Below are 24,501 nucleotides of genomic sequence, written 5' to 3' on the forward strand. Positions count from 1 at the left end.
ACGCCGGGGGCAGAGGTGATCCCGGCACCTCGTACGGCACACGTCTGTCCCTCTCCTCCCCTCCACCACCATGACAAACTCCGCGAAACCGTTGTAATACCGAAATCTTAGGAATGTGGCGGGAGTAGCGGTTGAGGCATTTTCCAGGCTGCGCCGGACGGCGCGAAGGCGTCGCTGAACGGTCGCTGAACGACGTTCGGAGGCCACTCGCTAGGCTCATCCGTCGTGAGTGACCCATTGGCCGTGATCGCCGACCTGCCGGGCGTACCCGAGGCCGTCGCAGAGGCACGCGAGGCGGTGGACCGCCTCTACCGGCACCGCGTACTCCGCCGGCGCAGCCCCGAGGTGTCGGCCGAGTCCGCCCTGCGCGGCGCCCGCGCCTCCGCCGCCCTGGAGGGCGTGGACGTCCCGCTCGGCTCCCTGCGCGCCGGTGAGGTGACCGACCCCCTCGTCCAGGGCGCCCTGCGTGTCTCCGCCGAGATCGGCCGCCTGGGCGCCACCTGGCGCACGGCCCCGCGCCAGGTCCTGGCCCGCCTGCACACCGTCGCCGCCGCCGACCTGGCCCCCGAACCCGCCCTCGGCCGCCCCCGCTCCGCCGCCACCCCCGCCGCCGACCCCCACGACCTGGGCGAGGCCCCCTCACCCCCCGAGACGGCCGCCCGCATGGACGCCCTGGTCGCCCTCCTCACCGAGCCCACCAAGGCCCCCGCCCTCGTGCTCGCCGCCGTCGTCCACGCCGAACTCGCCGTCCTACGCCCCTTCGGCACCGCCGACGGCATCGTGGCCCGCGCCGCCGAACGCCTCACCCTGGTGGAGTTCGGCCTCGACCCGAAGTCCCTGGCCGCCGTCGAGGTGGGACACAGGGGGCTCCCGTACGCCGAGAGCCTGCGCGCGTACCTCACGGGCACCCAGGAGGGCGTCGGCCAATGGCTCCGGCACTGCGCCCAGGCCGTCGTCGAAGGCACGAGAGAGACGACCGCCATCTGCGAGGCCCTGATCCGCGCCTAGCCGGGCCCGGCACGCCCGCCGCGCCGCGCCTGCCTCGGGTGGCCACGCCTCCTCGGTGGCCGCGTTGCTTGCCCACTTGCCGCACCCGTGCGCGCGACAGGACGCACTGGGCGGCGGTGCGCCTTCATTCGTCCGGACCCCGCCCACAACGGCCCGTGCGCGCCCCCTCGGTCACGGCGTCCACGTGACGCAGTCAACCCGAGCGCGGCCTCCGGCGTTCGCCCAAGCACAGGACCTCAGCCTCACATGCCCCTCCGCCCAGTGCCCGTCCAACACACCGGCCTCGCACCCACTGGCCCGCAGGCACACAGCGCCCCCACAGACACACCCCGGGTAGACACACGCCTCGGGGTGGACACAACCCCGCTCACACAGCCCTCGCCCACACCGCCGGGGCCGACACACCCGGCCGGCATCGCAGCGCCAGCCGACACCAGCGGCTCCGCACAGGCACACACGGCCACGCACAGGCACAGACCACCCCGCACAGGCATAGACCGCCCCCCACAGGCACAGACCGCCCCCGTAAGGCACACACCGACGCCGCCGGACACAACAGACAGCCCGTCTAGGCGCATCCGCTGCCTCAGACACAGCGGACGGCGTCCCTGGCATGGGACGCCGTCGCCTGTGCGCGCACCGGGTTACCAAGCGTGCACCTTCAATTCGTCGGAGCGGGTCAAGCCCGTCTCGACGCGCCTCCCGCGGCTGATCGCGCGTGGGTGCCCGGATGACGCACGTCGGACAAGTGGTCCGTGACACCTTTCTACGTCGGATCTGCATCCATGGGAACCCCTGAGAGCAAGACCTTTACTCATCACAGGGACGCATCACCACAAACCCCCTCAGACGCCGCGAAACCCCTCCCGCAACGGCCTTCCGGTCGTCCGCGTCATCCGCCTCGGCGATCACAGAACGTGACGGAGAGGGGCCGATTGAGGGTGGACCGGATTGGGCGACAGACCGTAGTCGTATCGTTACCTCGAAAAAAACTAGCGAAAATTAGAGATTGCTCCTCGACGAAACTCAAGTGGATCGGGCAGCATACGGGGGTATCTCCCTAAACTGGAGCGACTGTGCACGGGGTAGCTTTGCAAGTCCCTTGCCATGCTCTGGTCAAGTGTTGAAAGCTTTCTTCTGAAACGGGACCGGCTCTACCCCCCCGGAGCCGGACCGGTTGGCGACCCCCGCTCTCCCCCCCGGCGGGGGTCGCCCCTTTTCCCGCGATCCCGCGCCCCGCGATCCCCGCGATCCCCGCGATCAGAGCCCCGCGATCCCCGCGCCCCGCCCCGCGATCCCATCAATCAGAGCCGCGCCGCCGCACGCATGGTCGCGATAGGCGCCGCCGTCACCCCAACGGCCAGGCAGCCGAGGAGACTCCGCAGGAACGCCGGCGACACAAACGCCCAGCGACACACCCGCCCCTCGCGGCCCCTCACGGCCCCTCGCGTCATCCACAGCCACCCATTCCCCACACACGCGCCCCGAAGGTTGTCCACAGAACGCCGTTCGGCTCCCCTCCGTGACCGCCCCATGACCAAAAGTGGACCTCCCACACCTCAGGGAGGCATCCATGACACCCCACGCACCCACCACAGCCCTGTATCGCCCGCTGGTCATCACCCAGGACGACGACCTGCTCGACGACCTCCTCCGCATAGCCGCGGCCGCGGGCACCGAGATCGACGTGGCACACGCGCCCGCGCTGGCGCGTCCGTACTGGACCCGGGCCCCGGTCGTCGTGGTCGGCGACGACATGGCCGACGCCCTCGCCGCCGCCGATCCTCCGCAGCGATCCCGGGTCCTGCTGGTCACCAGGGCGAAGGACGACCCCGACATGTGGCGCCGCTGCGTCGCGGTCGGCGCCCAGGAGGTGCTCGACCTGCCCTCCGGCGAGCGCCGGCTCGTCAACGAGTTCGCCGACACCGCGCTGACCGGCGAGATGACCGGCCTGCTCGTGTGCGTGGTCGGCGGCAGAGGCGGCGCGGGCGCGAGCGTGCTCGCCGTGTCGCTGGCCCGCTCGGCGGCCCGGCGCAGGATCTCGACGCTGCTCGTGGACGCCGATCCGCTCGGCGGCGGCATCGACGTGCTCCTCGGTCAGGAGGATCTCGACGGTTCCCGCTGGGCCGAGCTGGTGGAGCGCGAGGGCAGGATCAACCCGGGCGCGCTGCGCGAGGCGCTGCCGGCCTCGGGGCACCTCTCCGTGCTGGCCTTCCACCGCGGGGACGCCGAGCCGGTCCCCGCCGAGGCCATGCGCTCGGTCCTCGAAGCGGCCCGGCGCGGCTTCGACCTCGTGGTCGTCGATCTGCCCCGCCACCTCGACCCCGCGACGACCGAGGCGCTCGCCCGCGCCACCACCACGCTCCTGCTCGTCCCGGCCGAGGTGCGCGGGGTGCTCGCCTCCGCCCAGGTCCTCAGCGTCCTGAAGGCCAACACCGGCGACATCCGCGCCGTCGTGCGTCCGGGCATCCTCGACGAGGACGTCGTCGTCGGCTCGCTCGGCGTGCCCGCGGCGGGCGTGCTGAACGACCAGCCGCGTCTCGCGGTGGCCCTCAACCGGGGCGACGCGCCGCCGCTCGGCCCCAAGACCCCGCTCGGGCTGTTCTGCGAGTCGTTCCTCGACACGATCCTGTCCGAGCAGACCGGCACCTACGTCGTCGAGCACGGGCGGGAGTCGTGAGGGCCGAGGGGGCGGCGGCCCCGGTCATCCCGCCCGAGCTGGTCGAGGCGGTGCGCGTACGCCTGGCGCGCGCCCGGGTCAAGCCGAGCGCCGCCCACGTCGCCGTCGCCCTGCGCGCCGAGAAGGCGGTCCTGGGCGACGCCGAGGTCCTGAGCGTCGCCAGGGAGCTGTGCGCCGACCTGATCGGCGCCGGGCCGCTCGAACCCCTGCTCGCCGAGCCCGACGTCACCGACGTCCTGGTCAACGGCCACCGGGAGGTCTGGGTGGACGACGGCCACGGCCTGCGCCGCACGTCGGTGTGCTTCCCCGACGAGGACTCGCTGCGCCGCCTGGCCCAGCGGCTGGCCTCGTCCGCGGGCCGGCGCCTCGACGACGCCTCGCCGTACGTCGATGCCAGGCTGGCCGGCGGCGTACGCCTGCACGCGATCCTGCCGCCGCTGTCTCCCGACGGCACCTGCGTATCGCTGCGCCTGCCGCCCCGGCGTACCTTCACCCTCGACGACCTGGTCGCCACCGGCATGGTCCCGCCCGGCGCGGCCTCGATCCTCACCGCGATGGTCACCGCCCGCAGGGCCTTCCTCGTCACGGGCGGCACGGGCACCGGCAAGACCACCCTGCTCAGCGCCCTGCTCTCCCTGGCCGACCCCGCCGAGAGGCTGCTCCTGGTCGAGGACTCCGCCGAACTCCGTCCCCTGCACCCCCACGTCGTCCGGCTCGAATCGAGGCCGCCCAACCTGGAGGGCAAAGGGGGAGTGACCCTGCGCGACCTGGTGCGCCAGGCCCTGCGCATGCGCCCCGACCGCCTGGTGGTGGGCGAGGTCCGGGGCCAGGAGGTCGCCGACCTCCTGGCCGCCCTCAACACCGGCCACGAGGGCGGCTGCGGCACCCTCCACGCCAACACCGCCGCCGACGTGCCCCCACGCCTGGAGGCCCTGGCCTGCGCCGCCGGCCTGACCCGCGAGGCCGTCCACAGCCAACTGGCCGCCGCCTTGGACATGGTCGTCCACCTGACCCGTGACCCATCGGGCGGCCGGCGCCGCATAGCCGAGATCTGCCTCCTCAACCGCCGCCCCACCGGCCTGGTGGAGGCCGACCCCGCCCTGACCTTCCCACCCACCGGCCCACCCGTCCCCGGCCCCGCCTACTCCCGCCTCCCGCAGCTCTCCCAACTCTCCCAACTCTCCCAGCTCTCCGAGCTCTCCGAGCCGCACACCCCGATCCCGCCACCACCCCCACGACCACCGAGGTGACACCAATGACCACCTCGCGGACGTCCCGCCCCCTGCCCTCCCCGCTGAAGGCCCTGGCCGCCCGGACCCGCCGCACCGACACCCCGGCGGCCTGGCACCGCGCCACCCTGGACCTCTGCCACGGCCTGAGCGCCGAACTCGCCGCCGGGCGCCCACCGCACGAAGCGCTCGCCCGCGCCCTGCCGTACGTCCGCTTCCCGACCGAGGCCGCCGCCCACATGCTGCTGGCCGCCACCCAGGACGGCGGCGACGTACCGGCCGCGCTGAGAACCGCGGCGCCCCTCCACGGCGGCGAAGGCCTCCGCCGCCTGGCCGGCTGCTGGGAGGTGAGCATCACCGCCGGAGCGGCCCTCTCCGGCCTCCTGGACCGAGTAGAAGCGACGCTCAGAGCCTCTGAGGCCCATCGTCAAGACGTGGCGGCACAACTAGCCGGACCCCGCGCCACAGCCCGTCTCCTTGCCGCTCTGCCCCTCCTGGGCCTACTTCTCGCCGTAGCCCTCGGCATGAACCCCCTCGGCTTCCTCCTCGGGCACCCCGCGGGCCTGGCCTGCCTGACCCTCGGCGCCGCCCTCGACGCCTGCGGCCTGTGGTGGACCCACCGCCTAGTCACACGAGCCGAAACCGCCTGCCCCTCCTGACCCAAGCCACCCCGGTCATCCCGACCCGAGCCAGCGTGCCCGTCCTGCCCCGAGCCCGCCCGGTCGTCCCGACGCGAGCCCGCCCGGTCGTCCCGACGCGAGCCCGCCCGGTCGTCCCGACGCGAGCCAACCTGTCCACCTCGACCCGAGCTGGCCTGCCAGTCGTGAGCCCAACCACCCCGCCATTCGGAAGGAGCGAGCCTCATGCATCTCACCCTGCTGACCGCCGCCTGCCTGGCGGGCGCCGCGGCCTGGCTCTGGCATTCACGCGACACGCCACAGGACAGGCTCCACAGGCTCCTGCCCCCAAGAATCCCCACCCTGGGCGCCGCACAGCCACGGCAGGCCACGCGTCCCCGAACCCGCCACCCAGAACGACCGCCGCACCACCTTCACCACTCGGAACGACCCGCGCCCCACCCCTCGGAACCCTCCCCACTCTGGCCATCCCCGCCCACGCTGGCCTCCCGCCAACCACCCCCAGCGCGCCGATCCACGGTCCCCGCCACTCCCCGGCCACACCCCTCCCCGATCGCGCCGACAGCCCTGCCGCGACCACCCCAGCACCCACGCCCCGCCCCGCCGCAACCACCACCAATCGCAGTAACCTCCGATCCCCAGCCACCGCCACTCGCAGTAACCGCCGATCCGCAGGCACCGCCACTCGCAGTAACCGCCGATCCGCAGGCACCGCCAATCGCAGTAACCGCCGATCCGCAGCGACCTCCGGTCGTGCCGACCGCTACTGCTCCGCCGCGACGCCGGCTCCCGCCGAGCGTCGCTGTTCCCCAGCCGGCCCAGTTCCCGCTGACCGTTCCGCAGCCATCTCCGGTCGTGCCGACCGCTGCCGTTCCGCAGCCACCTCCGGTCATGCCGACCGCCACTGCTCCGCAGCCACCCCAGCCACCCCGGCTCCCGCCGACCAGCATCCCGCAACCAGCCCGGCTCGTACCCACCCCCACGCCACCGCTCGCGCCCACTCCCACCCACGTCCACGCTTCCCCAGCATGGACACCCACATCCGCGCTCACGCGATGGCAGTCAGGCTCGGCATCGGCCACCCCGGCGGCCCATGCCCCACCTTCACCCCACGACACCGAGAGAAGCCGCACCGGCAGGAACACACACCGCACCAGGAGGAACAGTCCCGCCACAACGCACCCCGAGCTCCCCACAAGCAACACCCCCGCCAGGACGAACACCCGGCGTGAGTTGGCCGCCGCGCTGGCCGCGGGCGTGATGGGCTTTCTCCTCCTGGAGGGCGTCGCCGGGATCGTGCTCGGCCTGTGCGCAGCCGTCGCCACGGTCGTGGTCCTGCGCAGACGCAGCGCCGCCGACGACGCAGCAGAGCTCGAACGCGTAACGGCCGATCTCCCCTTCGCGACCGACCTCATGGTGGCCTGCCTGCGCGCAGGCCGGTCCCTGGACGCGGCCGTGGAGGTGACCGCGGCCACCGTGGGAGGCCCGCTGGGCAGGCGCCTGGGCTGGGTGAGCGGGCAGTTGCGGCTCGGGGCCGATCACGAGGAGGCATGGTCCTCACTCGCGTACGAGGAGGCGACGGCACCGCTCGCCCGGGCGATGATCCGCGCCACCTCCACCGGCTCGCCCGTGGCGGACGCCCTCATCAGAATCGGTGACGACGCCATGCACGCCGCCCGCGCCCGCTCCTCAGCCTCCGCGCGCCGCGTGGGCGTCCACGCCGTGGCCCCTCTCGGCCTGTGCTTCCTGCCTGCCTTCGCCCTGCTGGGCATCGTCCCGGTGATCGCCGCCCTGGCGTCCCAGATCATCATCCCCTGACGAGGCACAAGGCATATCCCGGCCGACGGCCCAAAATGCCCAGCACACATCCCGAGCGGCCAAGGGGGAAGGATCGGACCACCAACCTCACACACATCCGAACCGGCACGGCGAAAGCCACCACTCCCAGGCCGGGCCCCACGATCGCGGCTGCCCAGCCTCATGGACCGGTGCTGCCCCAGCCCCATGGTCCGACCCGGGCCACCCCGCGAGGGCCGTACTCACGCTGCCCGGTCGACTGACGCTGCCCGGTAGGCGTCCTCACATGGCAAGGGGCAGCAGTCCCGCGCTCTGCGTAGAACCGCAGGGCACGTGGTGCCTGCCGACCGCGGCCGAGGCACCGCCGCCGATGCGCATCCCACCCCTCAAGGCCCTCCAGGCCCGCAGACGGGGCGGGGGCACCCGTCCGAACGTCATCACGAACCCGAGGTGCCGTCTGTCGATCACCTCGCGCCGCGCCAGCGTGCTGACGGCCATCCAGAAGTGGTGGTAGGCGGTCGTGTCTTGTGAAGGTAGGCGGTCACGGAAGTGGCGGTGGTCGGACAGCGAAAGTGCAGTCCAGGTTCGGTCAGGACGGCGGTTCCGTGTCGCGGGGACCCGGGTGATGGGCTGGGCGGCCGACTCGGTGGCCGTGGTGTCCAGGGCAGCATGGCTGCGCTGGTTCAGGTCGATGGCTAGGTTGCGTGAATTCTCCTCCGCTTGACCCGGCTGGGAGTCTGCTGCCGGTGGGCCGCGACGGTGGTCGCGGTGCGGACGAATGCCGCGAGTGCGGATGCTCGGTGTCCTTGTGGCCAGGCGAGGATGAGGGTGGTGGGCTGGGCGTCGGTGACGGGTACGCAGGTCAGGTCGTCGCGGAGTTGGCCGCGTACGGATGCGGGCACCACGGCGATCGCGCGGCCAAGTGCGATGAGCTGCATGAGTTGGCCGACGTCTCGTACGGACAGCCTGTTCGGGGTGTTGTGGGGATCGGCCGACCAGTGGGGCATTGTCTCGCCAGCCAGGTCGGCAAGACATACGCTTACCCGGTCGGCCAGGTGGTGGCTGTGGGGGAGGACAACGACCTGGTCTTCGGTCAGGAGTTCCTCGATGTCGAGACCGGTCAGGTCGGTGTTCGAGCGGTGCAGCAGGCCGACGTCGGCGCGGCCGTCGCGGATCACCCCGGCGCACTCGTGGGCCGAGCACAGGACGATGTCGACCGGGACCGCGTCCGGGTCGGTCTCGTAGGCGGCCAGGATGTCGGGCAGCAGGCCGCAGTCACCGCCGGGTTTCATCACCAGGACCAGCCGCGAGGCGGGCCGGCCCGCGCGCTGGGCGCGTCGCACGGCAGCGTCGACCGCATCCAGGGCCCGGCGACTCTCGGTGAGGAACACCTCGCCGGCCGGGGTGAGCGTGACCTTTCGGCTGTTGCGTTCCAGCAGGGGCACGCCCATCCGGCGTTCGAGCCGGCTGATGGCCCTGGACAGCGGCGGCTGCGCGATGCCGAGACGCTCGGCCGCCCGGCCGAAGTGCAGTTCTTCGGCGACCGCCACGAAGTACGCGAGTTCGCGGGTCTGTAGTCGATCCATACCGTGAGGGTATCGGCTGAGACTCAGCCGGGCATTGTCCTGATGCGGCCCCCGGTGGTGAGGTCATCCCATGACTGACGAGACGATCGCCCTGATCACGGGAGCGAACAGAGGAGTTGGGCGTGCCGTCGCCCGCCAGCTCGCGGATCGCGGCGCGACGGTCCTTCTCGGCTCCAGGGACCTTGGGCGTGGCGAGGAGGCTGCCGAGGCGCTCAGGTCCGGCGGCGGTGATGTACGCGCCCTCATGCTCGACGTCACTGACGCGGCGACGATCGAGTCGGCTGCCAGACAGATCGACGAACGCTTTGGCCGACTCGACGTGCTGGTCAACAACGCCGGAATCTCCGGCAGCCCCGGACCGACGGAGCCGGCGACCGCCGACCTTAACCTGGTCAGGCGGGTGTTCGAGACCAACTTCTTCGGTGTGATCGCGGTGACCAACGCCATGCTGCCGCTGCTGTCGCGCTCGGCGGCGGCCCGCATCGTCAACGTGTCCAGCGGTATCGGGTCGCTCACCTACATGACCGATCCGGATCACTACATGTCCCGGTTGGCGGGGCACGCGGCGTACCCACCCTCGAAGACGGCGCTCAACTCCTTGACCGTGCAGTACGCCAAGGACCTTCGGGAGCAGGGCATCCTGATCAACGCCTGTACCCCTGGTCCCTGCGCGACGGACTTCACCCGGCACCTCGGCCTCCCCGTCACCCGCACGGCCGACGACGGCGCCGCGATCGTGGTGCGACTGGCCACCCTGGGCGCGGACGGCCCGACCGGAGGGTTCTTCGACGACGACGGAGTGGTGCCGTGGTGATCGCTCGTATGCAGGCCCGCGTATTCGGCTGACCGATCCAATCCCGGCCCACCAGATTTCCGCCCGCGTCCCGCAACCTGACGTACCGCCGCACCGTCGCCGGGCTACACCCCACCGGCTCAGCAGCCGACCACACACTGCGTGTCAGATCGTAGGCGCCCAAGATCTCGCTGATCTCCGTGCCAGACTTCACCTATCGGGGTCCCCTCCGTGAGACAGGTTCGATGACCGACATCACCGGACCTCACCCCTCACGGAGGGGACCCCGACGCATGAACACACCCACTTGATCAACACAGGCCCGATCCCCGACCTGCACTTTCCCTGTCCGCCTACCGCCACTCCGCTGTCCGCACACCGCCACATTCGCTGTCCGTCAGCCTCCACCTAGGTGTCCGCCTGCCGCCGCTTCCACTGTCCGCCTACCGCCACGCCCTGTCCGCCTACCTGCAGTTTTCGGTGTCCGCTAGCACCAGCGGAGCCCGCGCGATGCCCGGCACGCGCACATGCGGGACAAAGTTCGTACGTACGAGGAGGGCTGCGTCTGATCAGTGCCCGGCACGCGCATGTGGCCTCATGCGGGACAAAGACTTCCCTGGAGCACAGCCAGGCGCCGAGGCCGCCGTCCCACTCCGTCCGCGCTCGCCCGTCGTCTGGGCCCCGCAGCCGTGCATCGAGATCCGCTTGAGGATGAGCTGGTACGCGTCCAGCCCGACCGGTAGTTCCGCGCCAACCGCTCCACTTCGCCGGGCGATCCGGTACTGCCGATCACGTGGCCCGCGCGGCACAGCCGGGCGATTTGTCATGCCTCGACCTGTTCGCCCCGGCCCCGCCGCTGACGAACACCCTGTCGTCCGGTGACAGCCCGCCGAGCCGGATGAGGGTCGCGCACGCCGTTCGGCCCTGGTTCAGGCGGGCGACCGGCTGGGGGAGCGCGTCGTCAAGCATGTCGAGCGCGACGCACTGGTGCGCGGACACGCGGCGTATGCGCGCCTTCCCCTGCCGGTGCGTGACCAGGTCGCCCAGACGCAGACCGTTGCCCTCCGGCGCCAACACCACGTTGCCAGCCCTGGTTCCGAAGAGAGTGTCGCCGGTAAGTATCGGCAGCAGCGACGCGCCCGTGGCCCCGCCGCCAACCGGGGCGGGCAGCGCGCCGGAGACGGGCAGTAGCGGTCCTCGAATCGCGACCGTGACTGTAGGCCGAACCCAACACCCAGCGCGAGCAGCGGGAACACCTGGACGCCGACGTGCAGACCCTGCCCCGCTGCCGGCCGGCGCACGCTGGGCACCAGCACTTGGCCGTCCTGCCGCACCGGCAGCGGCACCTCGCACACCTCCAAGTCCTCGGCCCACGACAGCCGTCGCGCAGGGTGGCGAGCCGCACTTCACCGGAGACGCCCGGCACCGGCAGAGATGACATGGACCTCCACAGCACGATCGGTGAACCCGAGACGACCTCCGCCGGGCGCCATCACCCTGACCCCTGACACGCACCTCACAGACAAGCCCTCACCCGGGGAAAGACCACCGCTGTCCACAGGTTGTGCATAGCCACGCCAAGCCGCCCCGCCTGTCCACAGAACCGCGTTCGGCGCCGAACGCCTCACGTCGAATCGGCGAACCTGGCCGCACATCGCCGGGCGCAGGGTCCGGCGCCGGAAAGCGGGAGGCACGATGCGCGGGTCAGAGACGAGAACACAACCGAAGCGCTTGCTCGGTCAGGGACGCGGCACCATCTGGCTGCGTTCGGCCTCCCGGGTGGACGCGCTCCGCGCCTGGGCGGCGAGACGGTGCGCCCTGATGGTGACGGTTCGTGGCGACCGCGGCATGTCCACGGCCGAGTACGCCGTGGGCACCATCGCAGCCTGCGCGTTCGCCGGCTTGTTGTTCAAGGTGGTGACGAGCGGCGAAGTCCAGGAGCTCCTGGTCGGCTTGATCGACCGGGCGCTGAAAGTCGCGGAGTGAGTGGCGCCCGGCCGTCGCGGCGCGGGGCGGGGTGCCGCGGCTCCGTCACGGCCGAGACGGCCGCGGTGCTCCCCGCCCTGATGGCGGTGCTCGCCGGCGCCCTGTGGATGGTCGCGGTCGTCGGCGCGCAACTCGAATGTGTGGACGCCGCGCGGGCCGGCGCACGGGCGGCGGCACGGGGCGAGTCGTTGGAGGAGGTGCGCCGGATCGCCGCCCGACTCGCCCCGGCCGGTGCCGAGATCGCCATCGACCGCGGAGCGGAGACGAGCAAGGTCGAAGTGTCGGCCACAGTACGTCCGAAATGGGGGGAAGCACTCCCCTCGGTTACCGTCGAGTCGGTTGCGGTCGCCGCAACCGAGCCCGGAGCGGCGTCATGAACCAGGGCACATCCGAACGCGATCCCGAGCGGGGATCGGCCACCTTGTGGGCGGTCGGCCTGATGGCCGTGCTCATGGCCGCAACCATGGTCATCGTCTACGTGGGCATGGCCCGCGTGGCCCGGCACCGCGGCCAGAGCGCCGCCGACCTGAGCGCGCTGGCCGCCGCGAGCCGGGCCCTGCAAGGCCAGGAACCCGCGTGCACCGCGGCCTCCGAGGTGGCCACCGCCAACGGCGCCCAGCTAGAGCGCTGCACGATCAACGAGGACGCGACGGCCGACGTGTGGGTCTCGTTCCCCTTCACCGCCCCCGCCGCGGCGACCGGCGTGACAAGACGCCCGCACTACCACGCCCGAGCCGGCCCGGTCTCCCCGCCCATCCACCCCACCCCCAGCGGCCAGACGCCATAGCCCCAGCCCGATCGGCAAACCGCGAGCGGTCATGACCGGCCGTAGGAAGTCGGCATCCCCCCAGGAACGGCCTGCGGGAAGTCGGCATCGGCCGAGGACGGGGCGGTCCGCGGCAAGAGCACATCGGCCGGAGCTGCCAGCCCGTGGAAAACCTGCATCGGTCCGGGGCGGTGGTCTGCGGGGTGGGTGTGTCGGTCCGGGGGGTGGTTGGTGGGATGGGTGTGTCGGTCCGGGGTGGTGGTTGGTGGGGTGCGTGCGTCGGTCCGGGGAGGTGGTCTATGGGATGCGTGCGTCGGCCTGGGGGTGGTCTGCGAGAAGCGTGTATCGGCCGAAGAGGGCGGCGGTCTGCGGGAAGCGTGCATCGGCCCAAGAGGGCGGATCGCGGGACGTTCGGGTACGCCTGCTGGGCCCTTTGCCCGGTTGCACGTACGCTGCTCGGCCTGCAAGCCGATCAAGGCTGCCCTAATGGTTCGCACCTCAGGCCAGGGCACCGACGTCTGGCTTCGCCGTAGAGAGGCTTCGCCATAGAGAGCTGACCGGGGGCGTGATCAGGCGGGCCCGACGCGATGGGTGCGGGCCCGATGCGGTCGTCGAGACGCGGCCCCGGCATCGCACTGGGCCGGGGCGAGCACGAGGAGACCCGCCGGCTCATGGCCGACCTGCGCACGCTCGCCACCGGCATTCGCTTGACCCGTTGGGGCGCCGCCGCCCTCGCCCAGAACATGATCGCGTGGGGGCACGCCGAGGGCGACATGGACGGCGCGCTCGACGCGACCGAGGAGGCGCTCGACCGTTTCGCACCGATGACCACTCCCTGGTACCTGTGGCCCATCCTGCTCGCCGGGATGCGGGTCTGCGCCGACGTGGAGCCCCGGGCGGCGGCGCGCGGGCGTGGCGGGCGGCGGGAGCGCGTCTCGGCCGTACGGGAGCGGTTGCTGGAGGTGGCGGGGCCGCTCGCCACGCCGGGGCGGTTCTACCGGGCGCGGCGGGTGGCGTTCGAGGCGGAGGCCGCCGGCCGGCACGACGTGGCCATGTGGGACGCCGCCGTCACCACGTGGGAGGAGGCCGGCGAGCCGCACCACCTGGCGTACGCGCTGCTCCGGGCGGCCGAGGCGTCCGGCCGGGCCGGCGACAGGGAGGCGGCGGGCGCACGGCTGCGACGGGCGGGCGAACTCGCCGCGTCCCTGCGCGCGGCGCCGCTGCTGGAGGAGATCGAGCGGATGGCCCGGCGGGTCAGGATGCCCGTGGGGACGGACGCGGAGCAGGAGCGCTTCGGACTGACCCCACGGGAGTTCGAGGTACTGCGGCTGGTGGCGGCGGGCAGAAGCAATCGCGAACTGGCGCAGGAGCTGTTCATCTCGGTCAAGACGGCAAGCGTGCACGTGTCCAACATCCCTGGCCAAGCTCGGCGCCGGCACCCGTGGCGAGGCGGCGGCCCTGGCGCACCGCCACCGCCTCTTCGACCGATCGGATGAGGGGGTGGGTGATCGGTGATTGCGTCGTCCGCTCGGGTGACGGGGTGGGTGATCGGTTATCCGTCATCGCTCGGGTGACGGGGTGGATGATCCGTGATGCGCCATCGCCGGTACGGGGTGCGGATCGGGGCCGGGGGAGAGGGGGAGCGGGGCCGGTCCCGTCGGCACCGGCGACGGCACCGGCGGCGTGTGATGGTCGGCTGGATGGTGGATGGTGGGCGGTGGCGATGGAGTGCGCATTGCGGCCGACGTCCGGGTGATCCGGGCGCTTGGGGCGGCTCGCGCTGTCGGCGTCGGTGGCGTGCGGTGGCTGGCCGGGGGGTTGGTGGCGGTGGAGTGCGCATTCCCGCCGCCACCCGGATGGCCTGGGTGTCCGGGCGGCTCGCGCCGTCGGCGTCGGCGTCGGCGGTGTGCGGTGGTCCGCTAGGTGGTGGGTGGTGGCCGTGGAGTGCGCATTGCCGCCGCCGCCTGGGTGGGCTGGGCGTCCGGGGTGGCTCGCACGCTGTGGTCCGGTGTGTGCTGATCAGTCCTCCGCGAGGGCTGTGGGCGTGGCGGGGGCGGGAGAGGGGCGTGTGACAGCGAGCCCTTGGGGTTGGTCGCCTGGGGTGGTGAGCGAGCATCGCTGCTGGTGGCAGTGAGTGAAGGGCTTTGGCGCGGTCGTGTCGGCGGGCGGACGGGCGGCGCGAGGGCGGGGTGTGCGGGTGGGGAAAATGCTTTGACGAGGCGTGATGGGGGCCGTTAGGTTGCCGCACATGTCCAGCCCCGAGGCGAACAGACCGTAGCTCTGCGATCCTGCGAATCGCGGGATCAGCCCGGTTAGTCGGGAACGCGCTGGTTGATCCGCGGGATCGGCCGGTTGGCGGTGCGCTTCTGTCGAATCCCGTGCCTCTGTTCACCTCTGTTCGTGGCCGGTTGATTCCTTCGCTCGGTGGCCGCGTCGCGGTCCGGCGTCCATCTGTCCATCCGCCTATGTGAGTGCGGAAACCATGTCGTCTGTTGCTTGCCCGCTCGGGGCTGCCGCTGCGCTGCGGCCGGTCGGCGAGCGGTACGCGTCCGTGGGACTCGCGCTGAGCCTGCGGCCGGAGATCGGTCCTGATCCGCCACGGCTCTCCTTAATTCGCCGATCACGACGTCAGCTCAGAAGGAGAAGCCAATGGCCGCATCAGGGTTCAGGAAGAAGTCGCGGGCGAACACGCGGGCGCGGCGCTCGCAGTGGAAGACCGCGGCTCCGACCTTGGTCACCTGCCCGAACCCGGCCTGCCGGAAGCCAAGGCGGCCCCATACTGTCTGCTCAGCGTGCGGGCAGTACCGGGGACGCCAGGTCATCCCCCCGACCACCCCGGCCTGACGGCTCCGGGGAGAGGGACGCTGCCCGGTGTGCGGCCGTACCGCTGCGCACCGGGCGGCTCCCCGCCATCTCGGGCATCCGGGCCTTCGGGGTGGGGGCCGGTGTAGTGGGGGTTCTGGGTGGTTGGTGCGCTGCTCCTGCCCTCCTTCGCCGCGGTGACTCGGGCCACCACGGGTGCCTCTCGCTCGGCTTGGGCTATCTCGGGCATGCCGGGCCTCGCTGGCACCCCGCGCGGCCCGGCGTGCCCCGGGCAGCCTGGGCATCCCGCACTCCGGGCCGATGTGGGGCGGGTCAGGCGCAGTGGGGGCCGGACGGTTGGTGCGCCTCCGCAGTCTCGTCACCCGCCCGGGCATCACGGCCGGGGGCTGGATGGGGTTTCGGAGGCGGGGGGTGATCGGGCAGGATCGGCGGGCGTGGGTGAGGCGGAGTGTGAGGGATGGGGGATTCGTGGGATCTGCGTTTGACGCGGTGCTGTGCGACTTCGACGGTGTGGTGCGGCACTACGACACGAGCGCGTTGAGCGAGCTCGAACGTTCCTACGGCATCGCGACCGGCACCACGGCGAGGGTCGCGTTCGCGCCCGAGGTGATGGGGCCGGCGGTTCTGGGGCGGATCACGGTCGATGAGTGGGTGGTGTCGATCGCGGCCGAACTGGAGGGGGTGCTGGGCGACGGCTCGGCGGAGCGGGCGGAGGAGCTGGGGCGGGCGTTCACCCGGGCTGAGGTGCGGCTGGATGAGGAGGTGCTCGATCTGCTGCGGGCGGCGCAGGCGCGGGTGCCGGTGCTGCTGGTGACGAACGCGACGCTGCAGTTGGAGGACGACCTGCACGCGCTGGGGCTGACGCACTTCTTCGATGACGTGGTGAGCAGCGCTCTGGTGGGGGTGGCCAAGCCGGAGCGGCGGATCTACGAGATCGCCGCCGAGCGCGCGGGGGCCGCTCCGGAGCGGTGCCTGTTCGTGGACGACCGGGACGAGAACGTCGAGGCCGCGCGGGCGCTGGGCATGACCGGGGTGGTGTACGGCGGGGTCGCGGATCTGCGTGCCGCGCTTGTGGGGGTGTAGGGGCCCGGCCTCGTAGAAAGGCTTCTGCTGGGGATGGGGTGGGCGTCCGGGGGATGTGGCTGGGGGCGGGGACGAGGGGGGTGGGCGGTGGGCGGAGGCGGCTGCTGCTGCTGCTGGGGATGGGGTTCGCGGGTGGTGGGTGGATGCGGCTGAGGGCGGGGACGAGGCTTGTGGGGGGCGGGCGGAGGCGGCTGCTGCCGGGGGTGGGGGGTCCGGGCGGTGGGGACGGGGCTGCTTGGTGAGGGTGGGCTTGGGAGGGGGACGGATGTGGCTGGACGGTGGGAACACCGGGGGTGCGTACCGGGTCGGGGACACGGTGCGGCGGCAGGCGGGGCCGTGGACGGTGGCGGTGCACGGTGTGCTGGGGCATCTGCGGGACAAGGGGTTCGCGGGGGCGCCACGGCCGCTGGGGTTCGATGCCGAGGGGCGGGAGGTGGTGTCGTACCTGGACGGCGAGACCGTGGGCGTTCGGAGGCCGTGGCCCGCGTGGGTGTACGCGGAGAGCGCGCTTGACGATGTGGGCCGTTGGACGCGGGGCCTGCATGAGGCCGTCGCCGACTATGTGCCGCCGGAGAGGGCGGTCTGGCGGGGCGGGGGCGAGTGGGCTCCCGGGCTGGTGATCGGGCACAACGACGCGGCGCCGTACAACGCCGTCTGGCGGGACGGGCGGGTGGCCGGGTTCTTCGACTGGGACTTCGCCGGGCCTGTGACGCGGGAGTGGGATCTGGCGTTCGTCGCGTTCAGTTGGGTGCCGCTGCACGCGCGGAGGGTGGTCGAGGCGGAGGGCTTCGCGGACTTCGCCGGGCGCCCGCGCAGGCTGCGGCGGCTGCTGCGCGCGTACGGGTGGGAAGGCGACGCCGGCGACTTCCTGGACGTGGTGCGGGCGCGGGTGGAGGCGCACGCGGACGGCGTCCGCCGCCTCGCCGCCGGGCCGGGTGGCGATCCGGTGTTCCGGGAGCTGGTGGAGCGGGGGGTCGTGGCGGATCTCGATCGGGCGCTGGTGGAACTGGCCTCGTTCACCGTGTGACCGGTGTGACCGGGCCCTCCGGTGGTGCGCCTCGCCGCCTGGCGGGCGCCTCCGGTGCGTGGAGGGCGGACAGGAGCTTGTCCATGGCCGATCTCGCGCTCGCCGACGCGTACGGCCCCACGGCCACCAGGGCGACGACGAGGGCGGCGGCCTCGCCGGGTGTGAGGGCGATCGGGGCGAGGCTGGGGCGGGTGTCGAGGGCGTACCCGCCGCCTGGACCCGGGCGGACCTTGATCGGGACGCCGGCGGCCCGGAGGCGCGCGATGTCGCGCTCCACGGTGCGTACCGCCACTCCCAGGCGCTCGGCGAGCAGTCGGCCGGAGGTCGTGCGCGGCGCGCGGGCCCGCAGCACCTCGATGAGCGCGTGCTGCCGTTCGACCCGGCGCAGCACGAGGTGCTGCTGGTCCGGTGAGGGCGCGGGGCGGTTCGACGGGGTCATCGGGGCGTCCGTGGAAGGGGGGCGAGGGAACGGGGCGGTATGACCGACAGCAGCCTGTCGGAGATGCCCCGTTAGCTTCGCGGTATGCGGATCGACGAGTTCTTCGCAACCTATGCCGCTGCGCTCGTTGCGGGCGATCTCGATGGGATCGCGGCGGCCTATGCCTATCCGTGCCTGATTCTCGCGGACGACTTCTCGCTGGCCGTGCAGGAGGCGGCGGAGGTGAAGCGGGCCTTCGACGGGGCCGCCGAGCGGCACCGGGCCCAGGGGCTGGTGGGGGCCCGGCCCCTGGTCGGTGCGGTGGACAAGGTCACGGAGCGGCTGGTGGACGTGGACGTGCGGTGGGAGTACCTCGACGACGGCGGGGTGGTGCGCGAGCGGGATCACTACCGCTACACCCTGCACCTGGGCGAGGGGGGAGAGGCGGCGATCCGGGTCGTCGTGGCGATCCCGGGGTGACTCACACGTACGGCTTGAGCAGGGTCAGGTCGGCGGGGGACAGGCGGTCCTTGGCGGTGCGGGCCTGGTGCCAGTAGGGGTAGATCAGCGGGGGCGCGCTGGCGGCGTCGAGGCGCTCGATCTCCTCATCGGACAGCTTCAGGTCGGCGGCGGCCAGGTTGTCGGCCAGTTGCTCCTCGGTGCGGGCGCCGATCACCAGGGAGGTGACGGCGGGCTTGCGCAGCAGGTACGCCAGCGCGACCTGCGCCGCCGAGACGCCGTGCTCCTCGCCGATCGCGACGAGGACGTCCACGATGTCGTACAGGCGGTCCTGGTCGTAGACCGGGGGCTCGTTCCACTCGGTGAGCTGGCGGCCGGAGGAGGGCTGAACGCCACGGCGGTACTTGCCCGACAGCAGGCCGCCCGCGAGCGGGCTCCACACCAGGACGCCGAGGCCCTGGTCCACGGCGGCGGGGATCAGCTCGTACTCCGCCTCGCGGGCCTGCAGCGAGTAGTAGATCTGCTGGCTGACGAACCGGGGCAGGCCGCGCAGGTCGGCGATGCCCAGGGCCTTCATCAGGTGCCAGGCGGAGTAGTTGGAGGTGCCGACGTAGCGGACCTTGCCGGAGCGTACGAGGAGGTCCAGGGCCTCCAGGGTCTCCTCCAGCGGGGTGTGGCCGTCCCACTCGTGCACCTGGTAGAGGTCGATGTGGTCGGTGCCGAGGCGGCGCAGGCTGGCCTCGCAGCCCGAGATGATGTGGTGCCGCGACAGGCCCGCGTCGTTCGGGCCGGGGCCCATGGTCATGCGGACCTTGGTGGCGATGAGGACGTCGTCGCGCCGGCCCTTCAGCACCTCGCCGAGGATCTCCTCGGACATGCCGGCCGAGTAGACGTCGGCGGTGTCGATGAGGTTGATCCCGGCGTCGAGGCACCGATCGACCTGGCGGCGCGCCTCGTCCACGCCGGTCGAGCCCACGTGCGCGAAGGGGCCGGTGCCGCCGAAGGTCATGGTGCCCATCGTGAGCACCGACACCCGAAGGCCCGACTTGCCCAATGCCCGATATTCCACGTGTCCCACCATACTCAGAACGCGATCATTTGCACGGGCGACGCGCCCCGCGCCGTCCCGTTATGGTCGGATGATGGACGGCGGAGACGTGCGGCGCGCGGTGGCGGAGATGGCGCGGGTGCTGGGGCCGCACGAGGCGGCCGACTGGAGCCTTCCGGCCGGGCCGCTGGAGTGGAGCTGCTGGACGACGGCCGCGCACATCGCGCACGACCTGCTCGCGTACGCCGGGCAGCTCGCGCACGCCGGCGAGGCCGGCAGCGGCCTGCCGTACGGCGGCGCCGTGCGGGAGGCCGAGGCGTACCTGCCGTTCGACCTGCGGGTGGCGGAGGGGGCGTCGCCGGGCGAGGTGATCCAGGTGGTGGTGGCGTGCGGCGGGCTGCTGAGCGCCGCGCTCGCGACCGCCGATCCGGGGGTGCGGGCCTGGCACTGGGGGCCGTGCGACCCGGCGGGGTTCGCCGCGATGGGCGTCGCCGAGACGATCCTGCACACCCACGACATCACGCGCGGGCTCGGCGTGGCGTGGCAGCCGCCGGCGACCCTGTGCGCGGGCGTGCTCGACCGGCTGTTCCCGGACGCCCCCCAGGGCGATCCCGTACGCGTGCTGCTGTGGGCCACCGGCCGGGGCGAGCTGGAAGGGCGCCCCCGGGTCACGTCGTGGGTGTGGCGGGCGGCTCTCCCTCCAGAAGGGTCGTGAGGAGGCGGACCGCGCCCCGCTTGTCCAGCGGGTCGTTGCCGTTGCCGCACTTCGGCGACTGGATGCAGGACGGGCAGCCGTGGTCGCACTCGCAGGACTCGATGGCCTCGCGGGTGGCGCGCAGCCACTCCAGGGCCCGGGTGTAGCCGCGCTCGGCGATGCCGGCGCCGCCTTCGTGCCCGTCGTAGACGAAGACGGTGAGCAGGCCGGTGTCGGGGTGGATCTCGGTGGAGACGCCGCCGATGTCCCAGCGGTCGCAGGTCGCGAACAGCGGGAGCAGGCCGATCGAGGCGTGCTCGGCGGCGTGGGCGGCCCCGCCGAGGTCGTGCCCGGCCTCGACGAGGGGGACGACCCGGCCGGGCGGCAGGGTCCACCACACGGCCCTGGTGCGCAGGGTGCGCGGCGGCAGGTCGAGCGGCTCCTCGCCGATGACCTCGCCCGTCTGGTAGCGGCGCATGAGGTACGACACCACCTGCCGGGTGACCTCCACGGTGCCGAAGTGGATCTCGCCGGGGCCGAGCGGCCGGGAGCGGAGCGAATCCAGGATCGTGATGTCGGTGGTGTCGCGGGCGAAGGTGGTGTAGTCGGGGTCGGCCGCGGTGACCAGGGCCACGCCGGCGTCGAGGTCGAGGGTGTCGACGAGGTAGGTCTCGCCCTGGTGGATGTAGACGGCGCCCTCGTGCACGGTGGAGTGGGACGAGGGCTCGTCCACGGTGCCGAGGAGCATGCCGGTGTCGCCCTCGACCACCTGCACCGGGCTGCCGCCGGAGCCGCGGATGTCGGCCAGGTCGGTCGCGCGTTCGCGCCGGGTCCAGTACCAGCCCGACTCGCGCCGGCGCAGCAGGCCGCGGCTGACGAGGTCGTCGAGCACCTCGGCCGCCGCCGGGCCGAACAGGTCGAGGTCGGCCTGGGTGAGCGGGATCTCGGCCGCCGCGGCGCACAGATGGGGGCCGAGGATGTACGGGTTGTCGGGATCGAGGACGATCGCCTCGACGGGGCGGCCGAACAGCGCCTCGGGGTGGTGCACCAGGTAGGTGTCGAGGGGGTCGTCGCGCGCGATCAGGACGGCGAGGGCCTCCTGGCCGGCGCGGCCCGCGCGCCCGGCCTGCTGCCACAGGGAGGCGCGGGTGCCGGGCCAGCCCGCGATCAGGATCGCGTCCAGGCCCGAGACGTCCATGCCCAGCTCCAGCGCGTTGGTGGTGGCCAGGCCGACGATCTCGCCGGAGCGCAGCGCCTTCTCCAGCAGGCGGCGGTCGTCGGCGAGGTAGCCGGCGCGGTAGGCGGCCACCCGGTCGGCCAGGTCGTCCGGGATCGCCTCCCAGGCGGCGTTCGCGGGCTCGGCGGGGTGGGGGGCGAGCTCGCGCAGCCTGGCCTTGGCGGTCAGGGCGACGGTCTCGGCGGCGCGGCGGGAGCGTACGAAGGCGAGGGTGCGGACGTCGGCCGCCACGAGGTCGGCGAGCAGATCGGCGGTCTCGGCGGTGGCGGCGCGGCGTACGGGGGCGCCGCCCTCGCCCCTCAGGTCGGTCAGAGGGGGTTCCCAGAGGGCGAAGGTCATACCACCGCGAGGTGACATGTCTGTAGCCACTTCGGCCATGTCCAGGCCGGTGAGGCGGGTGGCGGCCACGGCCGGCTCGCTGGCGGTGGCCGAGGCGAGCAGGAACACCGGGCTCGTGCCGTAGCGGGCGCAGACGCGGCGCAGCCGGCGCAGGATCTGGGCGACGTGGGAGCCGAACACGCCGCGGTAGCCGTGGCACTCGTCCACGACGACCATACGGAGCCGGCGCCAGAAGGAGGACCACTGGGAGTGCCGGGGCAGCAACGTCCGATGCACCATGTCTGGATTTGTCAGGACGTAGTTGGCGTGGCGGCGGACCCACGCCCGCTCCTCGTACGGGGTGTCGCCGTCGTAGCAGGCGGCCCGCAGCGCGCCGAGCCCCAGCCCGCGCAGGTTCTGGAGCTGGTCGGCGGCCAGGGCCTTGGTCGGCGTCAGGTAAAGCACGGTGCCGCCGTCGAGCACGTGGGTGAGCGCCGGGACCAGGTAGGCCAGGGTCTTCCCCGAGGCGGTGCCTGTGGAGATGATCACGTTTTGGCCACGGTGAACGTGCTCGGCGGCCTCGGCCTGGTGCGGCCACAGGCCGGTCACGCCCTGGTTCGCCAAGCGCGTAACCAGGGCCTCTGGCACCCACTCGGGCCAGCGGGTCTGCCCGGCCTGACGTGCCGGAACATGCTCCACATGGGTGACGCGGTCACGGCGCGCGGGACCGGCGAGCAGGTCGGCCAGGAGGGAGCCTGCTCGCTGCGGGTAAGAGGCTGCGGTAGTCACTGGTTTCCAGTCTGGCATCTGCGGGCAGAGTCGCCGGGACTCGCGATTTCGTATAGACACAGAGGCAGACCGTGGTTGAATGCCGCGCGTCGGGGTCTTGCGTTCTGGAGCGGCCACGCTCCGGATTGCCAGTCCTAGAAGAGTACTTTTCGCAGGCAAGGCGCTGGAGGATCTGTGGATCTGAAGTTGGACCACCGTACCGAGGACCGGCTCACCATCGTCGAGGTTGAGGGTGAGATCGACGTCTACACCGCGCCGAGGTTGCGTGAGCTCCTGATAGACCTGGTCAACAAGGGCAACTTCCACTTGCTCGTCAACATGGAGAAGGTCGATTTCCTCGACTCGACCGGCCTTGGCGTGCTCGTGGGCGGTTTGAAGAGGGTCCGGGCGCACGATGGCTCGCTGGAGCTCGTGTGCACCCAGGAACGCATCCTGAAGATCTTCCGCATCACCGGCCTGACCAAGGTCTTCGGGATCTACGCCTCGGTGGACGAGGCCAAGGAAGCCCACGGCCGAGACAAGTAGTCATGGCTACAGTCGAGCTGACGTTCAGCGCCCTCCCGGCGCATGTACGTACGGCGCGCCTCGTGGCGACCGCCATCGCGCGGCGCACGGGGGTGGAGGAGTCGCTGCTTGACGAGGTACGGCTCGCCGTGGGCGAGGCGTGCTCCCGGGCCGTGGAGGCGCACCGCGTCCATTGCCCGGGGGAACCCGTGCGCATCGAGTTGCGCGACGATTCGGGGCGCTTCGAGGTGGTCGTCACGGACGTGGCGCCGAGCGACGACATCGAGGCCGACCTGCCCAGCGTGGTGGACCAGCCGCTGGGCATGATGCCCGACCCGCTCGCCGCGGGCTTCGGCATCGCCGTCATCGCCGGCCTGGCCGACGACGTCGAGGTCCAGGCCAGCCCCAAGGGCATGCGCATCCGCATGAGCTGGCCCGCCGCGGCCAACGGCCTGGCCGCCCCCGCCTGACCCTGCTCTGCCCGCCGGGCCCCGGCGCGTGCTTCCAGGTCCGCTCCTGACCCGATCGGCGGCTCCGGGGCGGGCCATCAGCCATGCCTGGAGCCCTGCGAGGGAACGTCCTGCTGCCGGGCGGGCCCGCGGCACTCGCCCCGCCGGCTCGGGAGCGGTCGCGGGGCCGCGGGAGATCAGGGGGAGCGTCGCGCGTCCGGCCCCAGCCGACGGAATGACACACCTGGAACGCGCGGCGAGGTTTCACCCTTTCGCCGGATCGACCATGCGGCCTTCCGGTGGATGCGGCCTTCCGGTGGATGCGGCCTTCCGGTGGGTGCGGGCCGAACGGTGGCCGGTCTGCCGGGTGTGGGTGGGGCGGAGTGCGGGCCGTGTGCGGTCAGGGTGTGCGGTGGTTGCAGGGGGCCATGGTGGACGGTGCGGAGACGGGTTCGGGGGCAGGGCCGAGCGGATGGCGGGTCTGCCGGGTGACGCGGGCCTGAGGTGCGGTGTGGTCGCCATGGTGTGTGCGTAGGGGGAGCGGGCCTGGGCTGATGTCGCGGTGCCGAGGCGGTTCCGGCGGATGTGCGGCCTTCAACGGCCGGGCTGAAGTGGGTGCAGGGCCGGGTGGATGGCGGGCTTGTCGGAGAGCCGGTCGGCCGGGCCGTGTGGCCGGCACGGTGTGAGGTGGTTGTAGCGGGCCTCCGGTGGAGGAGTGCCGAGGCGCGCTCGGTGGGGTGTGCGGCCTTCAGGGGTGGACGCTGAGATGGGTGCACGGCCGGACCGCTGGGGTGAGGTGGCTCGGGCGGACGGTGTGGCCCGGGAGGCTGTGGGTGGTGGTCGTAGGGGGCCTTGGGGATGTGCGGTGCGGAGGCGCGTTCGGCGGGGGTGTGCGGCGCGCTCAGGGGCGCGGCCTGAAGCGTGCGGCTGAGGCCGGTGCAGCTTGAGGCGGGTGCGAGCTGACGCCAGCAGGCTGAAGCGGGTGCGGGCTGAGGCCGGTGCGGGCTGAAGCGGGTGCGGGCTGAAGCGGGTGCGTCCTGAGGCGGGTGCGTCCTGAGGCGGCGCGGGGACGAGCGGGTGGTGGCGGGTCTGGTGGGTGAGGTGGGGTGGGCGATCTTCGGGGGGGGCGTAAGGGCGATCTTGCGCGCCACGCCCGGCGGGAAATTCGG

General features: G+C 72.4%; 22 protein-coding genes. 17 read left to right on the top strand and 5 right to left on the bottom strand.

Annotation, left to right across the window (positions count from 1 at the left end; all coding sequences use genetic code 11):
* The first annotated feature begins 225 nt into the window (after positions 1 to 225).
* The 5 genes from HNP84_RS36240 to HNP84_RS36260 all read left to right on the top strand — a co-directional run bounded on the left by HNP84_RS36240 (position 226) and on the right by HNP84_RS36260 (position 7,373).
* Complete coding sequence (locus HNP84_RS36240) at positions 226 to 1,008, top strand: Fic family protein (protein ID WP_185054535.1); 783 nt, start codon at positions 226 to 228, stop codon at positions 1,006 to 1,008.
* Between the two features lie 1,573 nt (positions 1,009 to 2,581).
* A complete protein-coding gene (gene ssd / locus HNP84_RS36245) occupies positions 2,582 to 3,688 on the top strand; it encodes a septum site-determining protein Ssd (protein ID WP_246519148.1) in 1,107 nt (368 codons plus the stop codon).
* A complete protein-coding gene (locus HNP84_RS36250; RefSeq protein WP_312926533.1) occupies positions 3,685 to 4,938 on the top strand; it encodes a TadA family conjugal transfer-associated ATPase in 1,254 nt (417 codons plus the stop codon). Before ssd ends, HNP84_RS36250 begins: the two co-directional genes overlap by 4 nt.
* A gap of 5 nt (positions 4,939 to 4,943) precedes the next feature.
* Positions 4,944 to 5,576: a type II secretion system F family protein gene (locus tag HNP84_RS36255; protein ID WP_185054536.1), complete on the top strand. Its 633-nt coding sequence runs from the start codon at positions 4,944 to 4,946 to the stop codon at positions 5,574 to 5,576.
* Between the two features lie 1,212 nt (positions 5,577 to 6,788).
* Positions 6,789 to 7,373, top strand: a complete 585-nt coding sequence (locus tag HNP84_RS36260) for a type II secretion system F family protein (protein ID WP_246519149.1) — start codon at positions 6,789 to 6,791, stop codon at positions 7,371 to 7,373.
* A 674-nt stretch (positions 7,374 to 8,047) separates the two neighbouring features.
* Here HNP84_RS36260 and HNP84_RS36265 read toward each other — a convergent pair.
* A complete protein-coding gene (locus tag HNP84_RS36265) occupies positions 8,048 to 8,938 on the bottom strand; it encodes a LysR family transcriptional regulator (RefSeq protein WP_185054537.1) in 891 nt (296 codons plus the stop codon).
* 70 nt (positions 8,939 to 9,008) lie between these two features.
* Between HNP84_RS36265 and HNP84_RS36270 the strand changes: the two genes are divergently transcribed.
* The gene (locus HNP84_RS36270) at positions 9,009 to 9,752 is read left to right on the top strand and encodes an SDR family oxidoreductase (RefSeq protein ID WP_185054538.1); all 744 of its coding nucleotides are present in this window, start codon (positions 9,009 to 9,011) and stop codon (positions 9,750 to 9,752) included.
* A 768-nt stretch (positions 9,753 to 10,520) separates the two neighbouring features.
* On the opposite strand, the gene HNP84_RS36275 is transcribed toward HNP84_RS36270, so the two are convergent.
* On the bottom strand, positions 10,521 to 10,811 hold the full coding sequence (locus tag HNP84_RS36275) for an MDR/zinc-dependent alcohol dehydrogenase-like family protein (RefSeq protein ID WP_185054539.1): 291 nt from the start codon (positions 10,809 to 10,811) through the stop codon (positions 10,521 to 10,523).
* Positions 10,812 to 11,552: 741 nt separating this feature from the next.
* Here HNP84_RS36275 and HNP84_RS36280 point away from each other — a divergent pair.
* The 7 genes from HNP84_RS36280 (at position 11,553) to HNP84_RS36310 (ending at position 17,416) form a co-directional block, all read left to right on the top strand.
* The gene (locus HNP84_RS36280; RefSeq protein ID WP_185054540.1) at positions 11,553 to 11,717 is read left to right on the top strand and encodes a DUF4244 domain-containing protein; all 165 of its coding nucleotides are present in this window, start codon (positions 11,553 to 11,555) and stop codon (positions 11,715 to 11,717) included.
* Complete coding sequence (locus tag HNP84_RS36285) at positions 11,714 to 12,094, top strand: TadE family type IV pilus minor pilin (protein ID WP_185054541.1); 381 nt, start codon at positions 11,714 to 11,716, stop codon at positions 12,092 to 12,094. Before HNP84_RS36280 ends, HNP84_RS36285 begins: the two co-directional genes overlap by 4 nt.
* The gene (locus HNP84_RS36290) at positions 12,091 to 12,504 is read left to right on the top strand and encodes an Rv3654c family TadE-like protein (RefSeq protein ID WP_185054542.1); all 414 of its coding nucleotides are present in this window, start codon (positions 12,091 to 12,093) and stop codon (positions 12,502 to 12,504) included. The genes HNP84_RS36285 and HNP84_RS36290 overlap by 4 nt, the downstream gene beginning before the upstream one ends.
* 581 nt (positions 12,505 to 13,085) lie before the next feature.
* The gene (locus HNP84_RS55485; protein ID WP_281396394.1) at positions 13,086 to 13,979 is read left to right on the top strand and encodes a helix-turn-helix transcriptional regulator; all 894 of its coding nucleotides are present in this window, start codon (positions 13,086 to 13,088) and stop codon (positions 13,977 to 13,979) included.
* A 1,153-nt stretch (positions 13,980 to 15,132) separates the two neighbouring features.
* Complete coding sequence (rpmF, locus tag HNP84_RS36300; RefSeq protein WP_185054543.1) at positions 15,133 to 15,327, top strand: 50S ribosomal protein L32; 195 nt, start codon at positions 15,133 to 15,135, stop codon at positions 15,325 to 15,327.
* A 447-nt stretch (positions 15,328 to 15,774) separates the two neighbouring features.
* Entirely contained in the window at positions 15,775 to 16,389 is a 615-nt protein-coding gene (locus HNP84_RS36305; protein WP_221337199.1) for an HAD family hydrolase, read from the top strand.
* A 265-nt stretch (positions 16,390 to 16,654) separates the two neighbouring features.
* The gene (locus HNP84_RS36310; RefSeq protein WP_185054545.1) at positions 16,655 to 17,416 is read left to right on the top strand and encodes a phosphotransferase; all 762 of its coding nucleotides are present in this window, start codon (positions 16,655 to 16,657) and stop codon (positions 17,414 to 17,416) included.
* Here HNP84_RS36310 and HNP84_RS36315 read toward each other — a convergent pair.
* A complete protein-coding gene (locus HNP84_RS36315) occupies positions 17,406 to 17,855 on the bottom strand; it encodes a helix-turn-helix transcriptional regulator (RefSeq protein ID WP_185054546.1) in 450 nt (149 codons plus the stop codon). The two genes, HNP84_RS36310 and HNP84_RS36315, sit on opposite strands and share 11 nt — an antisense overlap.
* 84 nt (positions 17,856 to 17,939) lie before the next feature.
* Between HNP84_RS36315 and HNP84_RS36320 the strand changes: the two genes are divergently transcribed.
* Positions 17,940 to 18,314: a DUF6841 family protein gene (locus tag HNP84_RS36320; protein WP_185054547.1), complete on the top strand. Its 375-nt coding sequence runs from the start codon at positions 17,940 to 17,942 to the stop codon at positions 18,312 to 18,314.
* A gap of 1 nt (position 18,315) precedes the next feature.
* On the opposite strand, the gene HNP84_RS36325 is transcribed toward HNP84_RS36320, so the two are convergent.
* Positions 18,316 to 19,362, bottom strand: a complete 1,047-nt coding sequence (locus HNP84_RS36325) for an aldo/keto reductase (RefSeq protein ID WP_185054548.1) — start codon at positions 19,360 to 19,362, stop codon at positions 18,316 to 18,318.
* A 73-nt stretch (positions 19,363 to 19,435) separates the two neighbouring features.
* Between HNP84_RS36325 and HNP84_RS36330 the strand changes: the two genes are divergently transcribed.
* The gene (locus HNP84_RS36330) at positions 19,436 to 20,056 is read left to right on the top strand and encodes a maleylpyruvate isomerase N-terminal domain-containing protein (protein WP_185054549.1); all 621 of its coding nucleotides are present in this window, start codon (positions 19,436 to 19,438) and stop codon (positions 20,054 to 20,056) included.
* On the opposite strand, the gene HNP84_RS36335 is transcribed toward HNP84_RS36330, so the two are convergent.
* Complete coding sequence (locus HNP84_RS36335; RefSeq protein ID WP_185054550.1) at positions 20,010 to 22,397, bottom strand: DNA 3'-5' helicase SftH; 2,388 nt, start codon at positions 22,395 to 22,397, stop codon at positions 20,010 to 20,012. The two genes, HNP84_RS36330 and HNP84_RS36335, sit on opposite strands and share 47 nt — an antisense overlap.
* Positions 22,398 to 22,553: 156 nt before the next feature.
* On the opposite strand from HNP84_RS36335, the gene HNP84_RS36340 reads away from it, so the two are divergent.
* Positions 22,554 to 22,904 (top strand): STAS domain-containing protein, encoded by a 351-nt coding sequence (locus tag HNP84_RS36340; RefSeq protein WP_111171502.1) that lies wholly within the window; start codon positions 22,554 to 22,556, stop codon positions 22,902 to 22,904.
* Positions 22,905 to 22,906: 2 nt separating this feature from the next.
* The gene (locus tag HNP84_RS36345) at positions 22,907 to 23,353 is read left to right on the top strand and encodes an ATP-binding protein (RefSeq protein WP_185054551.1); all 447 of its coding nucleotides are present in this window, start codon (positions 22,907 to 22,909) and stop codon (positions 23,351 to 23,353) included.
* The last annotated feature ends 1,148 nt before the right edge of the window (positions 23,354 to 24,501 follow it).

The organism is Thermocatellispora tengchongensis, from assembly GCF_014202315.1.
GTDB classification, from domain to species: Bacteria; Actinomycetota; Actinomycetes; order Streptosporangiales; family Streptosporangiaceae; genus Thermocatellispora; species Thermocatellispora tengchongensis.

Coding starts and splice junctions, on each gene's coding strand:
- rpmF (WP_185054543.1), top strand. CDS start 15,133: ATGGCCGCATCAGGGTTCAGGAAGAAGTCGCGGGCGAACACGCGGGCG.
- HNP84_RS36310 (WP_185054545.1), top strand. CDS start 16,655: ATGTGGCTGGACGGTGGGAACACCGGGGGTGCGTACCGGGTCGGGGAC.
- HNP84_RS36335 (WP_185054550.1), bottom strand. CDS start 22,397: ATGCCAGACTGGAAACCAGTGACTACCGCAGCCTCTTACCCGCAGCGA.
- HNP84_RS36330 (WP_185054549.1), top strand. CDS start 19,436: ATGGACGGCGGAGACGTGCGGCGCGCGGTGGCGGAGATGGCGCGGGTG.
- HNP84_RS36265 (WP_185054537.1), bottom strand. CDS start 8,938: ATGGATCGACTACAGACCCGCGAACTCGCGTACTTCGTGGCGGTCGCC.
- HNP84_RS55485 (WP_281396394.1), top strand. CDS start 13,086: ATGCGGTCGTCGAGACGCGGCCCCGGCATCGCACTGGGCCGGGGCGAG.
- HNP84_RS36255 (WP_185054536.1), top strand. CDS start 4,944: ATGACCACCTCGCGGACGTCCCGCCCCCTGCCCTCCCCGCTGAAGGCC.
- HNP84_RS36320 (WP_185054547.1), top strand. CDS start 17,940: ATGCGGATCGACGAGTTCTTCGCAACCTATGCCGCTGCGCTCGTTGCG.
- HNP84_RS36315 (WP_185054546.1), bottom strand. CDS start 17,855: ATGACCCCGTCGAACCGCCCCGCGCCCTCACCGGACCAGCAGCACCTC.
- ssd (WP_246519148.1), top strand. CDS start 2,582: ATGACACCCCACGCACCCACCACAGCCCTGTATCGCCCGCTGGTCATC.
- HNP84_RS36270 (WP_185054538.1), top strand. CDS start 9,009: ATGACTGACGAGACGATCGCCCTGATCACGGGAGCGAACAGAGGAGTT.
- HNP84_RS36280 (WP_185054540.1), top strand. CDS start 11,553: ATGGTGACGGTTCGTGGCGACCGCGGCATGTCCACGGCCGAGTACGCC.
- HNP84_RS36290 (WP_185054542.1), top strand. CDS start 12,091: ATGAACCAGGGCACATCCGAACGCGATCCCGAGCGGGGATCGGCCACC.
- HNP84_RS36345 (WP_185054551.1), top strand. CDS start 22,907: ATGGCTACAGTCGAGCTGACGTTCAGCGCCCTCCCGGCGCATGTACGT.